A 19665-nucleotide genomic window follows, 5' to 3' on the forward strand; every position below is an offset into this window, starting at 1 on the left:
AGAGTGATGACGACACCGAGGATCAGATGGATCCAGCCCCATGAGGTGAGGTCGAACTCGAACACGTAGTTGCGGGTGGTGACGAACACGTCGTCGTTGGCGATGGCGGCGATGCCCGCGAAGAGCGTCATCAGCCCGCCGAAGATCATCAGGACGCCGGCGAACACCAACCAGCCGCTCCCGATCCCCGTGTGCGCGGAACTCCGCGCCGCCGCACCCGAGTGGGCCCCGCTCACATGACTTGTCATTGCCGGCTCCCTAATGTTGCACGGCCCCTCACAGCAGGGGTTCCTGTTCGGCTGATCGGGTTACTTCCACTCTCGGCCTGTCGGGCATGTTGTGCACCTCAGGGCATGTGGTGGCGGCTCCCGAGACGATGAGCGGGCAGAGAGCGGCGCCGGCTCTGCCGGGGGAGGAGAACGGTCCCGCGGCCCGCTCGTGGTCCTTTGTCGGGACGGCGATCTCGATCCGGGCGCCGCTCTCGGTTCAGCGCAGGCGTCGCGAGCCGCTGTGCTGTTTCCCGGCGCCGGCCGGCGCGTCCTGGGCCTCGCGCAGGTCGGGGGCGGCGGCCTTCGCGGCGTCGTACCAGTTCCCGTAGAGGTCGGCGAAGTACGGGGCCGACATGCCGTGCAGCAGAATGCTGAGGCCGATGGTGACCGCGATGACCTGGCCCAGCAGCTCGGTCCCGGGCACGTGCTCCTCCACCAGGAGGAGTCCGAAGACCACGGAGGCCAGGCCGCGGGGTCCGAACCAGCCGACGTAGGCCACGGTGGGCAGCCGCATGCCGGTGCCGGCCGGCGCGAGGGCCACCGGGAGTATTCTGACCACCGTCAGGCTGAGTACCGCGTACGTGGGCGGATCGGAGATCAGTGTGGCGCGAGGCCGGATTCCGAGTACGGCACCGACACGCGTCGCAACCAGATCGGCCACCCCACACGGCCGCACACCGTCATGGAGCGCGCACGCTGTCCCCGGGCCGAACCATCAGGTGTCCGATCGGGCCCCGCCCGCCAGGCTCACCGGCCGCGCTCCCGGGAACCGGAACGGCAGTCGGGTCTGCCTGCGCCGCGCCTGACACGGCTGATGCGTATGCGGATGATCCATGAGGCGCGCAGCATGGTGATATGACTGGATTTACGAAGATACCCCCCTCGGTGACGACGCCCGACGTGGAGGAGACAAGGATCGGCGCGCTGCGGTTCGCGGACGGAATTCCGGACGCGGACACGTGCGAGAAGGTGTACGACAATCTGGACCTGACGCACGGTGTCGACGCGTATCTCGCGGGTCTGCCCGGAGTGTCGGTGCGGGCGATCCGACAGGGCTTCCTGGACGTGGGGGTGGCCGACAACACGGTGCTGCTGTTCTCGGGCCTGATGGACAGCGCGTCGCTCTTCCTGACCGGCAACGCCGACACCGTGTACTTCCTGAGCTTCCTCGACCTCACGGACGGGCCGGTGGCGCTACAGGTGCCGCCGGGGTGTCTGGGCACGATCGACGACATGTGGTTCCGCTGGGTGACCGACTTCGGTCTGCCCGGACCGGACCGCGGCCTCGGCGGCACGTACGTGCTGCTGCCGCCCGGCTACGACGGCCCGGTGCCCGAGGGCGGGTTGTTCGTCCACCGATGTTCCACCTGGCAGGCCGTCGTGCTGGGGCGCGCGTTCCTGGAGGGCGGCGACCCGGCGCCGGCGGTCGCGCGGATCAGGGAGACGCTGCGGATCAGCCCGTACACGCCCGGCGGTTACGGCACCAGCATCGGGTCCTTTCTCGAGGGCGCGGCGCCACTCGCACCGATCACACCCGCCGACCCGCCGGCCTTCACCGAGGGCACCGGCCTGGCGATGAACACCCTCCCGCCGAACGACTACTCCTTCTACGAGCTGCTGGACACCCTCGTCCAGGAGCAGCCCGCCGACTCGGTCGACCCGGAGGACGGTGGCGCGTTCCGCGAGATCGGCATCTTCAAGGGCCGCGACTTCGCGCCCGACGACCGGATGCGGGGCCTGCTGGAAGAGGCCGTCGTGATCGGCAACGCGAGCGCCCGCACGCTCGGCCTGCGCGCGCGCAGACAGGAGGGCTTCACCTACTACGAGGACTCGAACTGGTACAACCCGCTCTTCGTCGGCGGTTACGACTGGACGTCCCCGCCCCCGGAGGTCACTCCGGACGGGGTGCGGCTCCATCAGCCCGCCTCCGGGCGGGCACTGGACTCCCGCACCGCGTTCTTCTACATCGCCACCGGCGACACGCCCGCGATGTGCATGCGCCTGACAGGCGTCGGCTCCCAGTACCTGATGGTCGCCTCCGATGCCACCGGCCGGCCGTTCGACGGTGCCCGCCGCTACCGGCTGACACTGCCGGACGGAATCCCCGCCGCACGCTTCTGGTCCGTCACCCTCTACGACAACCAGACCCGCTCCATGCTGCAGACCCCGCAGCGGTACCCCTGGGCGGGCAGCCAGACCTACCCGGGCCCCGAGGCCGCCGCGAACCAGGACGGCACCACCACCCTCCACCTCGCCCCCGAGCGCCCCGACGACGCGGCCGAGGGCACCTGGATCCAGACCATGCCCGGCAAGGGCTGGTTCGCCATCCTGCGCCTCTACAGCCCCGAGCAGCCGTTCTTCGACAAGACGTGGCAGCCGGGCGAGGTGGAACCCGCCGACTGACCTCTTTCGCTCACATCAGGCGCCGTGATTGAGAGGAATTCCATGGCCGGGACCAGCACGGATCACAAGGCGCACACGCCATTCCTTTCCCGCCCCGGTGTCCGTCGGCTCGGGCCTTTCGTCCTGATCACCGCGATCGCTCTGGTCTTCATCTTCGAGAACCGAGGCAGCATCAAGATCCGTCTTCTCGTTCCAGAGGTGACCATGCCGATATGGGGCGCCCTTCTGATCGCCTGGGGCCTCGGCATGCTTGCCTGCGCCTTCACCGTGCGTCGACGCTCCAGCCGGCATGCGCGACGGCAGAAGTAAGGAAAGGCTCACTTTCACCCGAACATGGCTCCGTCAGTGGGGGCCAGAGAACGGCGCCTCACCTGACGACTCCTTCCGCCGGATCGGAGACACCCATGAAGGACCTCAAGTTTGAGCAGAAGCGCTCGCTGTCCCGCCTTGAGGCGGCTGACCAGCTCACGGCACTCGCAGCCGCGCTGAGGGAAGGCGGGGATGCCGAACTGGAACTCGGCCCCGGAACGCTGAGCCTGCGGATCCCCGACGGCCTTCGCAGCGAGCTGGAGGTCGAGATCGGCAATGGGGAGATCGAGCTGGAGATCGAGTTCAAGTGGCCGACCGCACCGACTCGGGCAGTGCCGTCCCGGACGGTCGCAGGCACCAAGAAGGCCACGGGGCGGAAGAAGGTGCCCGCCAAGCCCGGTCGGAGCAGCACGGGTACCAGCAGGAGCAAAAGCGCGAAGCGGTCCGCTACGAAAACGCCCTGAGTCGTGCCGGGAATCTCGGGCTGACCAGCACACCCCGTTCGGCGCGCAGCCGACCTTGTCGCAGGCCGGTCAGCCGGTGGCGTTCGCAGCCGGGCCTGGCACAGGTCTCTCCACCTCGATGGACGGCCGCTTCTCAGCGCAGCGCCAGCTTCCGTAGCCGCCGCCAGTCCATGGGTGCCCTCGTCCGGGGCACGCCGGGGCGGTGGCGTGGTACGCGGACGTGCAGGGCCCGGGGGTGGATCGTGCATCGTACGGGCGTCGGCAGGGTCAGTGCCTCACCGTCGACCCCGGCTTCGATCTCGGGCTCGTCGGCGTCGATGACGACCTCCTGGGCGGTCAGCGTGGTGAGGCCGGGCGCGTGTCTCCCCGCGAGCAACTCGGCTGCCTGCGCGGCGTTGTCGACACTGACACCCAGGACGCCGAGGGCACCTGAGTCCAGGACCTCACGGTGTCCGAGGCCGGCGAGGTCGCCCATCCGGTAGGGGTTGTTGCTGACGAGCACGGCCTGGGGTCCGTCGATGGTCATGTCCGCGGTGCGGACGGCCAGCCGGGGACCGCGTCGGTGGGTCAGCAGGTCGGGAAGCGTCTGGAGGATGGTGCGGACCTTGTCGTCGCGGTAGGCGGGACTTTGCACCACGGCTGCGTAGGTGCCGAAGGACGCGTTGTTGACGAAAGCCCGCTCGCCGATGAACCCGAGGTCGACGCGGAGTTCGACGCCGTCGGTGAGCGCGTCCAGGCAGGTCGACGGGTCGTCCCGGTCGAGGCCGAGGTCGAGGGCGAAGTGGTTGCGGGTTCCGGCCGAGATCACCATGAAGGGGATGCCGTGCCTGGCGGCGACTCCGGCGACCAGGGCTTGTGTGCCGTCACCGCCTGCGACTCCGAGAAGGTCGGCGCCGTCTTCGACCGCCTTGTCGGCGAGGGCGACCACGTCCTGCTGATGAGCTGTGTCCAGCAGGAGGACGTCGGCGTCGAGCGCCTCGGCCTTTTCCCTGAGGTGGAACTTCCCCACCTTTCCGCCGCCTGATCGTGGATTCATGATGAGGAAGGGGCGCTTGGGAGGAGCAGTCCGCGTTTCCGGAGGCCCGGCCGGTTCGATGTCCCTGCTGAGTGCCGCTCTGCCGATGGAGACCGCGAGGGCCCACAAGGCAAGGGAAGCGAGTACGACCCACACCAGCTCCGCCCATGCGTAGAGCACCAACACCGCAAGCGGGGCCGCGGCGGCCAGGGTGAAGGCGAGCAGCCTGCCGATTCCACGCACGGTCAGTGCCCACCACAGGCTCGCTCCTGATACGGCCAGCCCGGCCAGCCCGGCACCCAGGAGCGCGATGCTCTTGAAGCCGGCGAACACGAGCAGGATCACTACTGCGGCGAGCCCGGCCACCAGAGCAAGCCGTGCGGACCAACGCTGTACGAGGCGACCGCGCGCCCCGGAGTCCCTGTGCATGGAGCCTCCTGCCGGTCGGGGGCACGGCCGACGCGACTGTGTGCGTGGCACCGCGTCCACTGGCGATCCCGACCGGCGAACCAGCCCGGTGTTTCCAGCCCGATCTACGGGCCTGCCTCAGGCCGCAACTCGGCCGCCACCACTGCCCATTGCACCACCCGCCCGGGGACGTGCCGAGTCCGACCGGTCCAAGTCGCCGGGGGCAGCATCCGGAGATAGGTTGGTGCATGGATATAAATACTACTATTTCACCCGTCGGGGCCGGAGTCGCACCGTCGGCTGTGGCAGCGACTCTGCCGGTTCCGCACTCGACATCGGAGCGGGCGATCCGTCCCCGACGGTCATCGCCAACGCCCTGCGCATCGGCCACCACATCGTGGAGTGTCCGCAATGAGCGAGAACCATCTCTCCGGCGACGAGACACGGCACCTCACCCCGCAGGGTCGATTCACCCGCGGCAAGGCCGCACGCGCCGACGCACCCCGTTCCAGCCACGCCGAGTTCAGGCCCCCACCGAAGCGCCCGGACCCGGTGGAGATCATCGAGAAGCAGTCCACGACGCGGGTGCCGGAACTCGTACCGATCCGCTACAGCAGGATGAGCGAGGCGCCGTTCCGCTTCTACCGAGGGGCCGCCGCCATCATGGCCGCGGACCTCGCGGAGACACCGCGCAGCGGGATCAGGGTGCAGTGTTGCGGCGACGCGCACATGCTGAACTTCCGGTTGCTGGCCTCGCCGGAACGCCACCTCATGTTCGACATCAACGACTTCGACGAGACACTGCCGGGCCCCTGGGAGTGGGACGTCAAGCGACTCTCGGCGAGTCTCGTCATCGCGGGCCGGGCGAACGGCTTCAGCTCCAAGGAGCGGGCGTCGGTGGTGCGCGCGGCCGTGCAGTCCTACCGCGAGCGCATGCGGAGCTTCGCCGGACTGGGCAATCTCGACGTCTGGTACACCCGCTTCGACGCGGACGAGCTGCAGGAGCAGCTCGCCCCGATGCTGAGCGCAGGACAGAGCGATCGCTGGGAACAAGCCCGGGAGCGGGCCCGTGCGCATGACACGCTGCAGGTCTTCGACAAGCTCACGCACGTCGTCGACGGAAGGCGTCGGATCGCTCCCGATCCACCGCTGCTGGTCCGGCTCCAGGATCTGCTGCCGGACACCGAACGCGGCGCGCTGGAGAAGGAGATCAGCCGGCTGATCGAGCGGTACGGCCAGACCGTGCAGACGGACCGCCGGTTCCTGCTGGAGAGCTACCGCGTCGCCGACATGGCCCGCAAGGTCGTCGGTGTGGGCAGTGTGGGAACCCGATGCTGGATCATCCTGCTGCTCGGCAAGGACGACGACGATCCCCTGTTCCTCCAGGCCAAGGAGGCCGACGAGTCGGTTCTGGCGCCTTACGTCGGCGGCAGCACCTTCGCCACGCAGGGCGAGCGCGTCGTCGCCGGCCAACGGCTCATGCAGGCCACCAGTGACATCTTCCTGGGATGGGAGCGCGTCCAGGGGATCGACGGCAAGCGGCGGGACTTCTACGTACGCCAGCTGCGGGACTGGAAGGGCATCGCTGAGCCCGAGAACATGTCACCGAAGCGGATGGGCCTGTTCGGCCGGCTGTGCGGTGCCACGCTGGCCCGCGCCCACGCCAGGTCCGGGGACCGGATCGCGATCGCCGCGTACCTGGGCGGCGGCGACGTCTTCGACCGCGCGCTGGCGACGTTCGCCGAGCTGTACGCGGACCAGAACGAGAAGGACCACCAAGCCCTGGTCGATGCCATCCAAGCGGGACGGGTCCCGGCCGAAGCGGCCTGACGGCCACACCAGAAGGGGCGAGGTCCGAAGACCCCGCCCGCTACCACCAAAACCTCAGCTCACGGCCAGACAAGGCAGTACGGCTGATGCCCAGCCTCATGCAGCCGATGGCTGAAGTCCTGCCACTCGTGCAGCAGTTGGTAGACATTGAACGCGTCCCGAGGCCCGCCCCGGTCCGGCACCGTCGACCAGATGAACGCCGCCGCGCCGACCGCCTCCTCGCCGATCCCGCGCAACGGGTCGACGACGGTCATCGGCAGCTTCACCACCGCGTAGTCCGGGTGCAGCACGACCAGTTCCAGCGGCGGCACCTTGTTGAGGGGGACGCCCTCGATGCCCGTGAGGACCATCGCGGCCATCGTTTCGGGCTTGATCTTGGTGAACATGCCGTTCATGCCGAGTTCGTCGCCGCCGAGTTCCTCGGGGCGCATCGAGATCGGGACGCGGGCTGCCGTGGCGCCGTCCGGCGCGCCGAAGTATTTGTACGTCACCCCCACCCGACCACCATTCCCGCTCGCTGCCCGGAGTCGCTCGACCCTCCGGTCGAGGCCCTCGGGCACACCGTTCGATCCCGGGCCCTGCCCAGGACCCATTCCCTGCCGTGCCGCTTCTGCCGCTGCCGCTTCCTCCACGTCGCGTCGGTGCCTTCCCCGCCGGGCACGTCGAGGACCCAGGTCGTCAGTCCCCTCGCCCAGTCCGCCACCGCGATGCATATCTCCACCCGACTGCTTTTCTAGGACGCGCGAGCCCCGTCGCGCAACCCGATCATCGTGTCAGTGACCTCCCCCACGACCGCCCGCCGAAACGTGCGTTGAAACACCTGTCCGCAGGATCTTCGCAGCCTCTGAACACCATCGTCCGCCCATCGTCCGTATGTACGGACCGAATGAGCTGTGTGTATCAGTGTGTATCCGTGTGTGTCCCGTCCCAGTTTCGCAGACGGGTGGGGCCGACGGGCCGCTGTCCGGCCGCCTACCCTGAGGGGGTCACTGGCAACCGGAGCCCGAGAAGTCGGAGAAGTCGCAGGTCATGAGCGAAACGTCTAGCGGGGCAGCCAGCGGAATGGCGAGTGGGTTGCCCTATTCATACGAAGCGCCCGTCTCGCAGGGCCTGTTCGACCGTGCGACGGCCGTCACACCCGGCGGAGTCAACTCGCCGGTGCGTGCCTTCCGTGCCGTGGGCGGTACGCCCCGGTTCATGGTGTCGGGGCGTGGCCCATATCTCACCGACGCCGACGGGCGCGAATACGTCGACCTCGTCTGCTCCTGGGGGCCGATGATCCTCGGCCACTCCCGCCCCGAGGTCATCGCCGCCGTCCAGGAGGCCGTCTCGCGCGGCACCTCCTTCGGTACGCCGGGAGAGGGGGAGGTCGCGCTCGCCGAGGAGATGGTCGATCGCATCGACCCTCTTGAGCAGGTGCGGCTCGTCTCCAGCGGGACCGAGGCCACCATGTCCGCGATCCGCCTCGCCCGCGGCTTCACCCGGCGCGCCAAGGTGATCAAGTTCGCCGGCTGTTACCACGGTCACGTCGATTCGCTGCTCGCCGCCGCCGGCTCCGGTGTCGCCACCTTCGCGCTGCCCGACACCCCCGGCGTCACCGGCGCCCAGGCCGGCGACACGATCGTCCTCCCCTACAACGACCTCGACGCCGTGCACGCCGCCTTCGCCGCGCACCCCGGCGAGATCGCCTGCCTCATCACCGAGGCCTCCCCGGGCAACATGGGCGTCGTACCGCCGCTGCCCGGCTTCAATCAGGGGCTGAAGGACGCTTGTGCGGCGAACGGTGCGCTTTACATCTCCGACGAGGTCATGACCGGGTTCCGTACCAGTCGTAGCGGGTGGTTCGGGATCGACGGCGTACGGCCCGATCTCATGACCTTCGGCAAGGTCATGGGCGGGGGATTCCCCGCCGCCGCCTTCGGTGGGCGGGCCGATGTCATGGGCCACCTCGCTCCCGCCGGGCCCGTCTACCAGGCCGGCACCCTCTCCGGTAACCCCGTCGCCACCGCCGCCGGGCTCGCCCAGCTGCGGCTGCTCGACGAGGCCGCGTACGTCACCGTCGACGCCGTCTCCGCGCAGTTGCAGGAGCTTGTCCATGACGCGCTGAGCAAGGAAGGCGTCGCGCACACCGTGCAGAACGCCTCCAACATGTTCTCCGTCTTCTTCACCGACCAGCCCGTGCGCGACTACGAGGGTGCCAAGGCGCAGGAGTCGTTCCGCTTCAACGCCTTCTTCCACTCCATGCTGGCGAGCGGCGTCTACCTCCCGCCCTCGTCCTTCGAGTCCTGGTTCGTCTCCACCGCGCACGACGAGCGGGCCATCCAGAAAATCGCCGACGCCCTCCCGGCGGCGGCCCGTGCGGCGGCGGAGGCCACGGCAGCATGAGCGACATCAGCAACGAGAGCGGCAACGAGAACAGCAACTCCGACAGCGACATCACCGTCGTCCACCTCATGCGGCACGGTGAAGTCGCCAACCCTGATGGGGTGTTGTACGGGCGACTGGCCGGCTACCACCTCTCCGACCTCGGGCGCCGCATGGCCGACCGCGTCGCCGAGCACCTCGCCTCCCGCGACGTCACGCACGTCGGTGCCTCCCCGCTGGAGCGGGCGCAGGAGACCGCGACGCCCATCGCCAAGGCGCACGTGCTCGATCTCGCCTCCGACGAGCGGCTCATCGAGGCCGACAACGTCTTCCAGGGCAAGACCTTCGGCGTCGGGGACGGCGCCCTCAAGCGGCCCGAGAACTGGAAGCACCTGGTCAACCCGTTCAAGCCGTCCTGGGGGGAGCCGTACGTCGACCAGGTCGTACGGATGATGGGGGCGCTGGACGCCGCCAAGGACGCCGCCCGTGGGCACGAGGCCGTGCTCGTCAGTCACCAGCTGCCGATCTGGATCGTGCGCAGCTATGTGGAGCGGCGGCGGCTCTGGCACGACCCCCGCAAGCGGCAGTGCACGCTCGCCTCCCTCACCAGCTTCACCTACCGCGGCGACAAGATCGTGTCCGTCGGCTACAGCGAGCCCGCCCGTGATCTCGTCCCGGCCCATCTCCTCGCCGGCGCCAAGCCGGTGAAGGGGAAGGACAAGGCCTTCGGGGCCTGAGTGCCCCTCTGGGGGAAGTGTCCCTAGTGACACGACTGTTGCAATTGTTCCCAAGTGCATAACAATGCGAGGAACCTCCCTCTTCGTCGTGCCCTCTGACTGGGTGACCACCGGCGGGTACGACGAATGGGGAACACATGCACGTCAAGAAGGGTGCCGACGGCTTCAGCCGACGAGGTGCGCTCGGCCTCGGCCTCGGGGCCGCCGCCGCTCTCGGTACCGCCGGCTGCGGGACCGTCCTGCAAGACGGGTCCACCGGGGCCGGAGGTTCCGGTGACAACGGACCTTCTGCGAAGCCGTCGCCCACCGCCACCGCCAAGCCCATCGGCGACGGCTCCACCTCCTTCACCGGCAAGCAGCCCCACCAGCCCGGCAGGCCAGTACCGCTGGAGGCCGGCCAGACCCCTCCCCAGTTCGTGATCTTCTCCTGGGACGGCGCCGGGGAGGTCGGCAACGGCCTCTTCCCCCGCTTCCTGGAGCTGGCCAAGACCCACGGCGCCCACATGACCTTCTTCCTCTCCGGGCTCTACCTCCTCCCCGAGTCGCAGAAGCGCAAGTACCTCCCGCCGAACAACGCCCCCGGTGCCTCCGACATCGGCTACCTCACCGACGAGCACGTCAAGATGACGCTGGCCAACGTCCGCCAGGCCTGGCTCGACGGGCACGAGATAGGCACCCACTTCAACGGCCACTTCTGCTCCGGCTACGGCACCGTCGCCAACTGGACGCCCCAGCAGTGGCGCAGCGAGATCGACCAGGCCAAGGGGTTCGTCAAGGAGTGGCGGACCAACACCGGGTGGACCGACCTGCCCGCCCTCCCCTTCGACTACGACAAGGAGCTGATCGGCGGGCGTACTCCCTGTCTCCTCGGGCAGAACAACCTGCTGCCCACCGCCCGTGAACTCGGCTGGCGCTACGACGCCTCCTCGCCCGGCGGCAGGCAGGTGTGGCCCACGAAGACGAACGGCGTCTGGGACCTGCCCCTCCAGGCGATACCTTTCCCCGGCCGCCAGTTCGAGGTCCTCTCCATGGACTACAACATGCTCGCCAACCAGTCGATCAACTCGACCAACGCCCCCGCCTACAACTACCCGGCCTGGCGCGAGCAGGCGGCCGGCGCCTACATCGCCGGTTTCCAGCGGGCGTACGAGACGAACCGCGCCCCCTTCTTCATCGGCAACCACTTCGAGCACTGGAACGGCGGCATCTACATGGACGCCGTCGAGGCCGCCCTCAAGCACATCGCCCAGGAGAAGGAGAAGGGTGAGGACATCAGGCTCGTCTCGTTCCGGCAGTACGTCGACTGGATGGACGTACAGAAGCCGGAGGTGCTGGAGAAGCTGCGGACCCTCGATGTCGGACAGCAGCCGGTGGGTGGCTGGAAGGAGTTCCTCGCCGCGGCGCCCAAGACCTCCGCGTCGAGCACCGGAAACGCCGCCTGAAATGCGGGTTCACTCGGATTCGCCTGTCAGTGCGCGCGCCGGTCACAGCAACCGACCTGCTTGTCTGCTGGGGGTCCGGGGGTCGTCCCCCGGGATGGTGCAGTCGCCCGCAAGGGGGGTGCGCAAGATCCTCGGAACGGACATGCGAAACTTTTCACATGAGTGCCGCCAGCCGCGCCCCCCTCTCCTCGAACCGTCCCCGTGGCCATGTCAGTAGCCGCAGGGCCATGGCGCTCACCGCCACGGTCGCTGCCTCCGCGTTCGTCCTGACCGCGTGCGGTTCCGGCGGTACGTCCGGGGGCTCGGGCGACACCAACTTCGTCACCGGGACCGACGGCATCGCCACCGTCGCCAAGGGCGAGCGCGTCGCCGCCCCCGATCTCTCCGGCCCGACCATCGACGGCAAGCAGCTCGACGTCGCCGACTACAAGGGCAAGGTCGTCGTCATCAACGTGTGGGGTTCGTGGTGCGGGCCCTGCCGGCTGGAGGCGAAAAACTTCGTTGCCGTCTCCGCCGACCTCAAGGACCAAGGGGTCCAGTTCGTCGGCATCAACACCCGTGACACCAGCACCGGTCCGGCGGTCGCCTTCGAGAAGCAGTACGGGGTCACGTACCCGAGTCTGTACGACCCCACGGGCAAGCTGATGCTCCGCTTCAAGAAGGGCACGCTCAACCCGCAGGCCATCCCCTCCACCCTGATCCTCGACCGGCAGGGGAAGATCGCCGCCCGTACGCTCCAGGCGCTCAGCGAGGACAACCTCCGCAAGATGCTCAAGCCCGTCCTCGCGGAGAAGTGACGTGAGCGGCGCGATCACGGACGTGACCGGCGTGCTCACACTCGCCGCCTCCGTCCCCGAGGCCAACCAGACCGTGCTGAACGGCGCCCTGATACTGGCCCTCCCCATCGCCCTGCTCGGCGGGCTCGTCTCCTTCTTCTCGCCCTGCGTGCTGCCCCTCGTACCCGGCTATCTGTCGTACGTCACAGGGGTCACCGGCACCGACCTCGGCGAGGCCCGCCGGGGGCGGATGGTCGCCGGGGCCTCGCTCTTCGTGCTCGGGTTCACCGCCGTGTTCGTGTCCACGGGCGCCCTGTTCGGGTACTTCGGGCAGACACTGCAGGAGCACCAGGACACGCTGTCCAAGGTGCTCGGCGTCCTCATGATCCTCATGGGGATCTTCTTCATGGGCATGATGCCCTGGCTCACCCAGCGCGAGTTCCGCTTCCACAAGAAGCCGGTCAGCGGCCTGCTCGGCGCCCCCGTCCTCGGCGCGCTGTTCGGCATCGGCTGGACGCCCTGCATCGGCCCGACCCTCGCCTCCGTCAACAGCCTCGCCTTCGACCAGGCCAGCGCCGGACGCGGGGCCATCCTGACCGTCGCCTACTGCATCGGCCTCGGCGTGCCCTTCGTCCTCGCGGCGGTCGCCTTCCGCAAGGCGCTCGGTGCCTTCGGCTGGGTCAAGCGCCACTATGTCTGGGTCATGCGCATCGGCGGGACGATGATGATCCTTACCGGTGTGCTGCTCCTTACCGGCGCGTGGGACCGTCTTGTGCAGGAGATGCAGACCTGGTCCAACGGCTTCACTGTGGGGATCTGATCGATGAGCAACACCACCACCGGCAGCAGCACCCCGGTCACTTCCGACGACCAGGAACTCGGCGCCGCCGCCTCCCAGCTGTCCACCGCCCCCCAGGAGGACGCGCCGGGCCCGCCCTCCATGGGTGTCATCGGCTGGGCCCGCTGGTTCTGGCGGCAGCTCACCTCGATGCGGGTCGCGCTGCTGCTGTTGTTCCTGCTGTCGCTCGGGGCGATCCCCGGCTCGCTGATCCCGCAGTCGGGGACCGACGAGACCAAGGTCGCCGACTTCATGCAGCGGCACAGCTTCGTGGGGCCGATCTACGACAAGCTCGGGCTGTTCCACGTGTACAGCTCGGTGTGGTTCTCGTCGATCTACATCCTCCTCTTCGTCTCCCTCATCGGCTGCATCGTGCCCCGCACCTGGCAGTTCGTGGGCCAGCTGCGCAGCCGTCCGCCGGGCGCGCCCCGCCGCCTGAACCGGCTGCCCGCCTACACGACGTGGCGTACGGAGACCGAGCCCGAGCAGGTGCGCGAGGCAGCCCTCGTACTGCTGAGGAAGCGGCGTTTCCGCGCCCACCTCGCCGGGGACGCGGTCGCCGCCGAGAAGGGCTATCTGCGGGAGGTCGGCAACCTCGCCTTCCACATCGCGCTGATCGTGATGCTGACCGCGTTCGCCTGGGGCCAGCTGTACAAGTCCGAGGGCAACAAGCTGATCCTCGAAGGCGACGGCTTCTCCAACACGCTCACCCAGTACGACGACTTCAAGTCCGGCACCCTCTTCGACACCGACGACCTCGACCCCTTCAGCTTCACCCTGAAGGACTTCAAGGGCACGTACGAGGTGTCCGGGCCCAACCGCGGCACCCCGCGCACCTACGAGGCCGACGTCAACTACAGCGTGGGCGCGTACGGCAAGGACCAGAAGCGCACGATCAAGGTCAACGAGCCGCTGGTGATCGGCGACTCGAAGGTCTACCTCACCGCCCACGGCTACGCGCCCGTCATCACCGTCCGCGACGGCAAGGGCGACGTCGTCTACAGCCAGCCCGTGGCCCTCCTTCCCCTCGACTCCAACGTCACCTCCTCCGGCGCGATCAAGGTCATGGACGGCTACCGCAACGCCAAGGGCGTCGCCGAACAGCTCGGCTTCCAGGCCTTCTTCCTGCCCACCTATGTGCCGGGCAACGAGATCGCCTCGCAGTTCCCCGCGCTCGACAACCCGGTGCTGAACCTGATCGGCTACCACGGCGACCTCGGCGTCAACGCGGGCATCCCGCAGAGCGTGTACCAGCTCGACAAGAGCCACATGAAGGTGTTCAAGGACGCCAAGGGCAAGGAAGTACGGGAGAACCTGAAGCCCGGCGAGACCATGACCCTCCCGAACGGCGCCGGCTCGGTCACCTACGAGGGCACCCAGGAGTGGGCCAACTTCCAGGTCACCCGGCAGCCCGCCAGCGGCTGGGCGCTCGCCGGCGCGATCGTCGCCATCTTCGGCCTCGCCGGTTCCCTGTTCATCCAGCGCCGCCGGGTGTGGGTGCGGGCGGTCAAGGGCTCCGACGGCGTCACCGTCGTCGAGCTGGGCGGCCTCGGCCGCAGCGAGTCCGCCAAGGTGCCCGAGGAACTCGGCGACCTCGCCGGAATCCTGTACGACCAGGCGCCGGGCGCGCCCGATCCTGATACCCCTGTCTCCGAGACCCCCGACCCCAAAGTCGTACCTGCCGAAGGGGCTGAGAAGTAAATGTCCGCTCTCGCCACCGCGACCGACCTCGTCCACACGACGACTCTCGCCGCCGCGACCAACGAGAACCTCGCGAACATCAGCAACACGCTGATCTACTCCGCGATGGCCGTCTACACCCTGGCCTTCTTCACCTACATCGCCGAGTGGACCTTCGGCAGCCGCAGCAAGATCAGCCGTACGGCCGCCGCGCTCACCGCGAAGCCGGCCGGGGCGGCCGGTGCGAAGGCGCCGGAGGTGACCGTCAAGAACGCCGGCGGGACCGCCGTACTGGAGCGGCCGAAGGTCGTCGTACGGGCCGCGGCCGGGGCCCGGGACGTGCCGGACGGGCCCGGTGCCCACGGCGGGGACGAGCAGGGCGACCTCTACGGGCGCATCGCCGTGTCCCTCACGGTCGTCGCGTTCCTCGTCGAGTTCGCCGGGGTGCTGGCCCGCGCGCTGTCCGTGCAGCGGGCGCCGTGGGGCAACATGTACGAGTTCAACCTCACCTTCTCCACCACGGCCGTGGGCGTGTACCTCGTCTTCCTCGCGCTGAAGAAGGACATCCGCTGGCTCGGCCTGCCCCTGGTGACGAGCGTCCTGCTCGACCTCGGACTCGCGGTCACCGTCCTGTACACCGCGAGCGACCAGCTGGTGCCGGCGCTCCACTCGTACTGGCTGTACATCCACGTCTCCACGGCGATCCTCTGCGGTGCCGTCTTCTACGTGGGCGCGGTCGCCACGATCCTGTACCTCTTCAAGGACTCGTACGAGAACAAGCTCGCGTCCGGCGGCAAGCCCGGCACCTTCGCGACCTCCGTCATGGAACGGCTGCCCGCCTCCGCGTCCCTCGACAAGTTCTCGTACCGCGTCAACGCGGCCGTCTTCCCGCTGTGGACGTTCACGATCATCGCGGGCGCGATCTGGGCGGGCGACGCGTGGGGCCGCTACTGGGGCTGGGACCCCAAGGAGACCTGGGCGTTCATCACCTGGGTCGCCTACGCCACCTACCTGCACGCCCGCGCCACGGCCGGCTGGAAGGGCCGCAAGGCCGCGTACATCGCGCTGATCGCCTTCGCGTGCTTCCTCTTCAACTACTACGGCGTCAACATCTTCGTCAGCGGCAAGCACTCGTACGCCGGAGTCTGAGCCGCGACTCGACTGCGCCGAAGGCCGGTTCCTGTGACTCAGGTCACGGGAACCGGCCTTCGGCGTACGGACAGGTAAAGGGGCGTGGACACGAATCACAAGCTGCCGACCGACCCCGACAAGATGCTCGACTGGCTGTACGGGAAGGGTTACGACGGCGGCAGGCAGTCCTTCTCCGGGGGCTTCCCGGTCGGCCAGGCGATCTCCACGAAGCGGGCGTGTCGGTCGGCGGTCAGTTCCACGATCGGTACGGCCTTGTCGTACGGGTTGCCGTAGTTGTCGAGGCAGATCCAGCCGCTCGCGCCGTTCACCCGCCCCGAGGAGCCCTTGATGAGGGTCCACTCGTCGCCCACGTCGGCGAGTGTCGGCGCGGTCTGACCGCGGGGCGTGGCCTCGCGGATGCCCTCGACGGTGAGCCGCATCGCGTCGTACGCCACGATCAGCTGGCCGTCCTCCAGGTCGATCTCGCCGATCGGCAGGGGCTCGTCGGCCTTGGCCGTCCTGTTGGCCTGGGCGGCGGTCAGCAGGTCGCTCAGATCCTGGGCGTCCGCCGCCGAACCCCCGGTCTCCGGGGGGTTCTTGATCCAGGCGTCCGGGTGGGCGAGGGCGCTGTAGCGGACCGAGATGCCGTGCTTGAGGGCATCGGGGTCGAGCTTCGCGTCGCCGGTGAGGTAGGAGGCGTCGTCACCGGTGAGGATGGTGAACTCCCGCTGCTGGCAGCCTCGTTCGCCAAGTGCGTTGATGAACTGGCGCAGTTGGGTGTGGCGGCCGGCGAACAGGATGGTGTTCACGGCGGGCGCGGTGTCGCAGACCAGCTCCCTGATCTGCCGGAAGTCGTTGGCGGTCGTGCCCTCCTTGGTGCGGTCGTCGAGCGGAGTGAAGGGCCACGGCTGGTAGCGCGAGCCCGTCAGCAGCTTCTCGAACGAGGCTTGCAGGGTGAGCGTGTACGGGTCGCCCGGATCGTCGTACACCAGCACCGCCTTGTCGGCCGCCACGTCGGCGAAGGAGGCGAGGGCGCGGGCCTCGTCGGTGTTTGTGGGGGCGACACGGGCCAGCCCCGGGAAGGGTTCGAGGCCCACCGGGTTGCCCTGCTGGCCGTTGGCGAGGCTGTCGGCCGTGATGGAGGTGCCGACGACGGGGATGCCACGGCGGGTCAGCTCCTTCACCGCCCGGGCGTTCTCCTCCGTGCTCAGCCCTATCCCGGTGACCGCGCGCAGCCGGTCCGAGGTGGTCGTCATCTTCTCCAGCTGGTCGACCGTGTGCTCCCAATGGGCGCCGGTGCGGCCCGGGTTGGCGAGCACCAGCCGGATCGGCGGACCCTCGCCGTTCGCGTCGTGGTTCACCTTCCACTGGGCGAGATACGCGCCCTGGAGTTCGTGCAGCACATCCCCGAGGTTGTCCGCGTCGGTCGCGGTGAACGGCTCGAACAGGGCGACGGTGACGTAGTCGTCGCCGAGCGAGTCGTTCTCGCGGTCGATCGCCCTGATGGTGTCGGCGAGTACACCGCGGCCGAAGTAGTAGTCGGTGTACGAGACGCCCACGCACTCCTGGCTGCCTTCCGGCCGCTCCACGCCGGGCGCGCACGAACGGTCGTCGTACGTCCACTCCTTGACGCCGTACGTCAGCCCGGCCACCAGCCCCGCGACCAGCAGCAGAGCCAGGAACCGGCGGAGGGGGATCTCCCAGACCTCCTCGCGCAACCGCATCCCGATGCCCCTGAAACCCCTGCGGACCATCACGCGCCTCCGTCGTTCCGGTTCGGGTTCGGGTCGTCGGCGGAGTCCTCGTCACCCGGGGTGCGCAGCGGGCGCCCGGCCAGCGCGGCCTCGGGCCACTCCTGCGAGGCCTGCCAGAGCAGCGCGTTGCTGGCGCGCGGGTCGTTGGACAGCTGCTCCAGCTCGTAGCGCAGCCGGGAGCACAGCGTGCGGTCGGGCAGCACCAGCGGATCGGTCAACTGCCAGACGGCGTTCAGGAGTCGGCGTACCCGCAGATGCAGTACGGCGTCCACGTCGTCCGGCGGCCGTTGCTCGGCGTCGGTGTGGCCGAAGGCGATCCGGGCGCGGTGGTGGTCGCCGCCCGCGAAGTCGTGGCCCTCGGTGTCGTGGGCGTGGAAGTAGGGCGCGGACGCGACGAACAGGAGCGTGTCGAGCCAGGTGCGGGTGTCGAGGGTGTGGAAGGTGTCGCGGAGATAGGCGACCGCCGGTCCGGTGTCGCCGAGGGCGAGTTCGTGGTGGAGGCGGTAGCGGGCCGCCGACGGCTCGGGTCCCTCGTAGTGCTGGATGAGGGTCTCGTGGACGTCCCGCCACTTGCCGTGGTCGGCGTGCCGGTGGTGCAGGCGCAGCAGGAGCAGGGTGCGGACGAAGGCGTCGCCGACGAACTGCCCGGGTACGGCGGGCAGTCCCTCCGCCGTGAGCCGGGTCTCCAGGGCGCGCACGCTCGACGGGCCGAAGTCGTCCGGGAGCCCGGCGGCGGCGAGCACACAGGCCGAGTCGTGGTCGTGGGCGGCGGCCAGCACGGTGAGTTCGTCGAGCCGGTCGGCGGGGACGAGCCGGTCGAGGAGTTCGCGGTAGGCGGGCAGGCCCTCGCGGTCCTCGTGCAGGACGAGTTCGGCGGTGAGCAGGGCGCCGAAGGGCGCGGTGGGCGGCAGTTGGGGCAGGTTCTGCCGGGCGGACTCGGCGAGCAGTGCGATGCCCAGCGGGTTTCCGCACGTCAACCGGTGGGTGGCGGGCGGGAGTTCGGGCGGTACGGGCACCGCCGTACCCGTGCAGACCGCGTCGACGATGTGCAGGGTGTCGTCGGAGGAGAGCGGCGGCAGCGACACCAGCAGGGCCCGGGAGGCGGCCGTGTCGGCCGGGGTCCAGCGGGTGCGCTGGGCGGTCTCGCGCAGGTCCCGGCGTACGGCGTTGCGCAGCGAGGACTGGCCGCCGCTGCCGCGCACGGCGGCGATGAAGGCGACCTGGTCGGCGATCCCCTCGGACCGGTCGCGCAGCACCTGCTCGATGAGTTCGCGGCCGGGCGACCCCTGGGCGTTGTCGACCAGCACCAGCGGGCGGCCGAGCCGCTGCAAGTGCGCCCGCATCCCGGTGTAGGCGTCGGTGAGGTCGGCGAGCAGGGCGCGGACGAGATAGCGCTCGGCGTGCTCGCGGGAGGTGCCGCCGGCCCTGAAGTGGTCGGAGAGCAGCCGGAGTCCGAGTTGGGCACGGTCGCCGGCGTTCGGATACGTCCGGTACCAGGTGGACGCCCGGCGCTGCCGCGCACCCGAGGAGCGTTCCGTCATGGCCTCCAGCGTCGCCTCGATGACCGCCGACACCAGCGGGTCGTCGCTGATCGCCGCCGCGACCGCCTTCGCGGCCACCCGGCCCGCCCAGCGCGCGGCGAACCCGCTGAACCACGAGCCGCTCTCGTTGAGCAGCAGCATCCGCTGGACCTCCCACCGGATGCGCTCGGTGTCGGCGTTGCCCCAGCCGCCGGCGGCCACCGCGATCAGCCCCGACATCAGCCGGGGGAAGGCGATCCGCCGGGCGCCGGTGACCGGTTCGGCGAGCTGCTCGGCGATCACGAGAAGCGCCTGCGCGAGCGGCGACCAGGCCTGCGCAGGGCGCGACTCGAACGACCCGCTGAATTGCGGGTCCTCGCAGTCGATCAGCGCGATCGGGGTGTGCCCCTGGTAGGCGGCGCGCAGCTCACGCAGCACCGCGCTCTTGCCGAGCCCGCGCCCGGCGGTGAGCACGACGAACGGCAGCTCGCGGGGGTGTTCGAGAGGGGCGGCGATGTGATGGTGGGGCCGCAGTCCGATGAGCCGGGGCGCGAGCCCCGGCGGCTCGGTGTCGAAGAGCGCCCCGCGTCCGTGCAGCCGTCTGAGCACCGCATCCCTCCCCCTGGCGCGGTTCAAAGTGCTGTTCAGTCTGCTGTGTGGTGCAGCAACACCAGTGTAAGAAGAGGGAGTTGCATCGGTCCAGATAGTGAGATGTCCGTTGAGTT

At 69.1% G+C, this 19665-nt stretch carries 17 protein-coding genes; 11 read left to right on the top strand and 6 right to left on the bottom strand.

What is annotated here, in order from left to right; translation table 11 throughout:
- On the bottom strand, positions 1–248 hold a 248-nt coding region (locus ACWDR4_RS23135), incomplete at its 3' end, for a DUF7144 family membrane protein (protein ID WP_450411145.1).
- 238 nt (positions 249–486) lie between these two features.
- A complete protein-coding gene (locus tag ACWDR4_RS23140; protein WP_450411147.1) occupies positions 487–945 on the bottom strand; it encodes a cation:proton antiporter domain-containing protein in 459 nt (152 codons plus the stop codon).
- Between the two features lie 209 nt (positions 946–1154).
- On the opposite strand from ACWDR4_RS23140, the gene ACWDR4_RS23145 reads away from it, so the two are divergent.
- From ACWDR4_RS23145 to ACWDR4_RS23155, 3 genes are all read left to right on the top strand, one after another.
- Complete coding sequence (locus ACWDR4_RS23145; protein WP_450411148.1) at positions 1155–2672, top strand: DUF1254 domain-containing protein; 1518 nt, start codon at positions 1155–1157, stop codon at positions 2670–2672.
- A gap of 42 nt (positions 2673–2714) precedes the next feature.
- Entirely contained in the window at positions 2715–2981 is a 267-nt protein-coding gene (locus tag ACWDR4_RS23150) for a hypothetical protein (RefSeq protein WP_450411150.1), read from the top strand.
- A gap of 95 nt (positions 2982–3076) precedes the next feature.
- Entirely contained in the window at positions 3077–3445 is a 369-nt protein-coding gene (locus tag ACWDR4_RS23155) for an amphi-Trp domain-containing protein (protein WP_450411152.1), read from the top strand.
- Positions 3446–3578: 133 nt separating this feature from the next.
- Here ACWDR4_RS23155 and ACWDR4_RS23160 read toward each other — a convergent pair whose 3' ends face one another.
- Positions 3579–4889, bottom strand: coding sequence for a diacylglycerol/lipid kinase family protein (locus tag ACWDR4_RS23160; protein ID WP_450411153.1), 1311 nt, complete (start codon positions 4887–4889; stop codon positions 3579–3581).
- 390 nt (positions 4890–5279) lie between these two features.
- Here ACWDR4_RS23160 and ACWDR4_RS23165 point away from each other — a divergent pair, with 390 nt between their 5' ends.
- Complete coding sequence (locus ACWDR4_RS23165; RefSeq protein WP_450411155.1) at positions 5280–6698, top strand: DUF2252 domain-containing protein; 1419 nt, start codon at positions 5280–5282, stop codon at positions 6696–6698.
- Between the two features lie 59 nt (positions 6699–6757).
- Here ACWDR4_RS23165 and ACWDR4_RS23170 read toward each other — a convergent pair whose 3' ends face one another.
- Complete coding sequence (locus ACWDR4_RS23170; protein WP_450411157.1) at positions 6758–7411, bottom strand: hypothetical protein; 654 nt, start codon at positions 7409–7411, stop codon at positions 6758–6760.
- Between the two features lie 349 nt (positions 7412–7760).
- Between ACWDR4_RS23170 and hemL the strand changes: the two genes are divergently transcribed.
- From hemL to ccsB, 7 genes are all read left to right on the top strand, one after another.
- Positions 7761–9083, top strand: a complete 1323-nt coding sequence (gene hemL, locus ACWDR4_RS23175; protein ID WP_450411334.1) for a glutamate-1-semialdehyde 2,1-aminomutase — start codon at positions 7761–7763, stop codon at positions 9081–9083.
- Positions 9080–9799: a histidine phosphatase family protein gene (locus ACWDR4_RS23180; RefSeq protein WP_450411159.1), complete on the top strand. Its 720-nt coding sequence runs from the start codon at positions 9080–9082 to the stop codon at positions 9797–9799. The genes hemL and ACWDR4_RS23180 overlap by 4 nt, the downstream gene beginning before the upstream one ends.
- A 137-nt stretch (positions 9800–9936) precedes the next feature.
- Complete coding sequence (locus ACWDR4_RS23185) at positions 9937–11241, top strand: hypothetical protein (protein ID WP_450411161.1); 1305 nt, start codon at positions 9937–9939, stop codon at positions 11239–11241.
- A gap of 158 nt (positions 11242–11399) precedes the next feature.
- Positions 11400–12038, top strand: a complete 639-nt coding sequence (locus ACWDR4_RS23190) for a TlpA family protein disulfide reductase (protein ID WP_450411162.1) — start codon at positions 11400–11402, stop codon at positions 12036–12038.
- A gap of 22 nt (positions 12039–12060) precedes the next feature.
- Positions 12061–12837 (top strand): cytochrome c biogenesis CcdA family protein, encoded by a 777-nt coding sequence (locus ACWDR4_RS23195; RefSeq protein WP_450411336.1) that lies wholly within the window; start codon positions 12061–12063, stop codon positions 12835–12837.
- 3 nt (positions 12838–12840) lie between these two features.
- Positions 12841–14556: a cytochrome c biogenesis protein ResB gene (resB, locus tag ACWDR4_RS23200; protein ID WP_450411164.1), complete on the top strand. Its 1716-nt coding sequence runs from the start codon at positions 12841–12843 to the stop codon at positions 14554–14556.
- Positions 14557–15684, top strand: a complete 1128-nt coding sequence (ccsB, locus tag ACWDR4_RS23205; RefSeq protein WP_450411165.1) for a c-type cytochrome biogenesis protein CcsB — start codon at positions 14557–14559, stop codon at positions 15682–15684.
- A 149-nt stretch (positions 15685–15833) separates the two neighbouring features.
- Here ccsB and ACWDR4_RS23210 read toward each other — a convergent pair whose 3' ends face one another.
- Together ACWDR4_RS23210 and ACWDR4_RS23215 are read right to left on the bottom strand one after the other, a co-directional pair.
- Entirely contained in the window at positions 15834–17420 is a 1587-nt protein-coding gene (locus ACWDR4_RS23210; protein ID WP_450411167.1) for an ABC transporter substrate-binding protein, read from the bottom strand.
- On the bottom strand, positions 17420–19549 hold the full coding sequence (locus ACWDR4_RS23215) for a hypothetical protein (protein ID WP_450411169.1): 2130 nt from the start codon (positions 19547–19549) through the stop codon (positions 17420–17422). The genes ACWDR4_RS23210 and ACWDR4_RS23215 overlap by 1 nt, the downstream gene beginning before the upstream one ends.
- Positions 19550–19665: the final 116 nt, after the last annotated feature.

It is taken from the genome of Streptomyces sp. NPDC000878 (genome assembly GCF_053599695.1).